Genomic DNA, 2,640 nt, shown 5'->3' with positions numbered 1-2,640 from the left:
CCCGCACTGACGCGGCCCGTGCTCCGCGCGGCCGAGCCCGCCGCAGCCCGGGTGCACGCATGCCGCTGCGCGACCACCTGCGTGAGCTGCGTACCCGGCTACTGCTCGCTGCCGCGGGGCTGACCGTCGGCGCGACCCTCGGCTGGTTCGCCTACGACTCCTTGATCGAGCGGGTCCAGGCGCCACTCGTGCGGCTCGCCGCGGAACGCGAGGGCCTGGTGGCCCTCAACTACGAGGGCCTCGCCACCGCCCTGGACATGCAGATCAAGCTCTCCCTCGTGGTGGGCGTCCTGGTCTCGAGCCCCTGGTGGATCTACCAGGTGTGGGCCTTCATCACCCCGGGTCTGACCCGCCGCGAGCGTTGGTACGGCATCGGCTTCGTCCTCGCGGGGGTGCCGCTGTTCCTGACCGGTGCCTGGCTCGCGTGGACGGTCTTCCCCCTGGCCGTGGAGCTGCTCACCGGCTTCACCCCGGCCAACGCCGTCAACGTGCTCAGCGCGCAGACGTACCTGTCCTTCCTCATGCGGATGGTCCTGGCCTTCGGGCTGGCCTTCCTGCTCCCGGTCGTCATGGTCGGCCTCAACCTGGCCGGCCTGGTCGCGGGCCGGACCTGGTGGACCGGGTGGCGGTGGGCCGTGATGATCGCCTTCGTGTTCGCCGCGGTCGCGACCCCCACCGCGGATGCGATCTCCCTGTTCGCCCTCGCCCTGCCGATCTGCGCCCTGTACTTCGGAGCGGTCGGGATCTGCGTGCTCGTCGACCGCCGTCGGGGCCGCCGCGAGCTCGAGGTCTGATGCCCCGAGCCCGGCTCGGCGTCGTGGTCAACCCCACGGCCGGCAGCGGTCGGGGGCGGCGCCGGGGGGAGCGGGCGGTCGAGGCCCTCCGGGCTCGCGGGCACGTCGTGCAGGTGCTCACAGCCTCGGACGCGCTGACGGCGGCCGACCGGGCCCGTAAGGCGGTCCTGGCGGGGCTCGACGCCCTCGTCGTGGTGGGGGGCGACGGCATGGTGCACCTCGGGGCCAACCTGGTGGCCGGGACCGACCTGCCCCTGGGCGTCGTGGCGGCCGGGAGCGGCAACGACGTCGCCCGGGCCCTCGACCTGCCTCGCCACGACGTCGACGAGGCCGTGGGGGCCCTCGACCGCGGCCTGGTGACCGGCGGCCGTCCCATCGATGCGGTCACGGTCGGTACGCCGGGGTCCCGGACGCCCGAGTGGTACGTCGCGGTGCTCTCCGCCGGGGTCGACGCCGCGGTCAACGCCCGGGCCAACACGCTGCGTCGCCCTCGGGGCACGGCGCGCTACGTCCGGGCCCTGGTGGGTGAGCTCGCGGGGTTCCAGCCCTACGACTACCGGGTGACCCTCGACGACGGCGTCTGGGCAGGGCTGGGCACCCTCGTCGCGGTGGCCAACGGGCCCACCTTCGGGGGCGGGCTGCGCATCGCGCCGGGCGCGAGCCTCGACGACGGGCTCCTCGACGTGGTCCTCGCCGGGCCCCTGAACCGTCGGGGGGTGGTCGGGCTCTTCCCCCGCCTGGCGGCCGGGACCCACCTCGGGCACCGGGTCTGCGAGGTCCGGCGGAGCAGGACGGTGCTGCTCGAGGCCGGACCGTCGGGGCCGCACCCACCGGTCGCCTTCGCCGACGGCGAGCCGGTCGGGTCGCTGCCGCTCCTGGTCGAGCTCCAGCCCCGCGCCCTGCGCGTCCTGGTGTGAGGGACCGCCCGCGCCGAGACCGAGGGCACGCCGTGGTCAGCCCGTCAGGTCGAGCCTCGGGTGTGTGCCTAGGCTGAGGGCATGTCATCCCCGGCCGAGCGCTACGCCGCCTCCCGCCGTCGTGCGGTCGAGAGCCGATCCGAGCTAGGGGTCTTCCGCTCGGGTCTCGAGATCGAGCTCGACCCGTTCCAGGCGGAGTCCTGCGCGGCCCTCGAAGGTGGTCGTGGGGTGCTCGTGGCCGCCCCGACCGGTGCTGGCAAGACCGTGGTGGGCGAGTTCGCCGTGCACCTCGCCCTCGCGCAGGGCCGCAAGGCCTTCTACACCACGCCGATCAAGGCCTTGAGCAACCAGAAGTACGCGGACCTGGTGCGCAGCCACGGTGCCGACCAGGTGGGGCTGCTCACCGGCGACACGACGGTGAACGGTGAGGCCCCCGTGGTCGTCATGACCACCGAGGTGCTGCGCAACATGCTCTACGCGGGGTCCTCGACCCTCGACGGCCTCGGGTACGTGGTGATGGACGAGGTCCACTACCTGGCCGACCGGTTCCGTGGACCCGTCTGGGAGGAGGTGATCATCCACCTGCCGGACGACGTCCAGCTGGTCTCGCTCTCGGCGACGGTCTCCAACGCCGAGGAGTTCGGCGACTGGCTGACCATGGTCCGGGGAGACACCGCGGTGGTGGTGAGCGAGGTGCGTCCGGTGCCGCTGTGGCAGCACGTGATGACCCGCGACGACCTGTTCGACCTGTACGCGGGGCATGTGGACCCGACCGCACCGGGGACCGACCCGCCGATCAACCCTGAGCTCGCCGAGGCCCTGCGTCGTGCCGACCGCAGCGGCGGGCCCCCGCCGTCCCGGGGTGGCGACCGTGGTCGGGGCGGCCGGGGGAGTCGCGGCGACCGTGGCCAGCGCGGGGGAGGGGGACG

3 protein-coding genes are annotated in these 2,640 nt (G+C 73.8%); all 3 read left to right on the top strand.

Annotation, left to right across the window (positions count from 1 at the left end):
- Nucleotides 1–794: twin-arginine translocase subunit TatC (gene tatC, locus L0B03_RS16340; RefSeq protein WP_250447840.1), on the top strand; the 794-nt coding region annotated here is incomplete at its 5' end.
- On the top strand, nucleotides 794–1,711 hold the full coding sequence (locus tag L0B03_RS16335; protein WP_250447839.1) for a diacylglycerol kinase family protein: 918 nt from the start codon (nucleotides 794–796) through the stop codon (nucleotides 1,709–1,711). The genes tatC and L0B03_RS16335, both read left to right, overlap by 1 nt.
- 81 nt (nucleotides 1,712–1,792) lie before the next feature.
- Nucleotides 1,793–2,640: DEAD/DEAH box helicase (locus L0B03_RS16330; RefSeq protein WP_250447837.1), on the top strand; the 848-nt coding region annotated here is incomplete at its 3' end.

This window comes from Actinotalea sp. C106, assembly GCF_023630195.1.
GTDB lineage: Bacteria > Actinomycetota > Actinomycetes > Actinomycetales > Cellulomonadaceae > Actinotalea.
The sequence above is the reverse complement of the archived record's forward strand: the minus strand, read 5'-3'. Positions and strand labels throughout refer to the sequence as shown.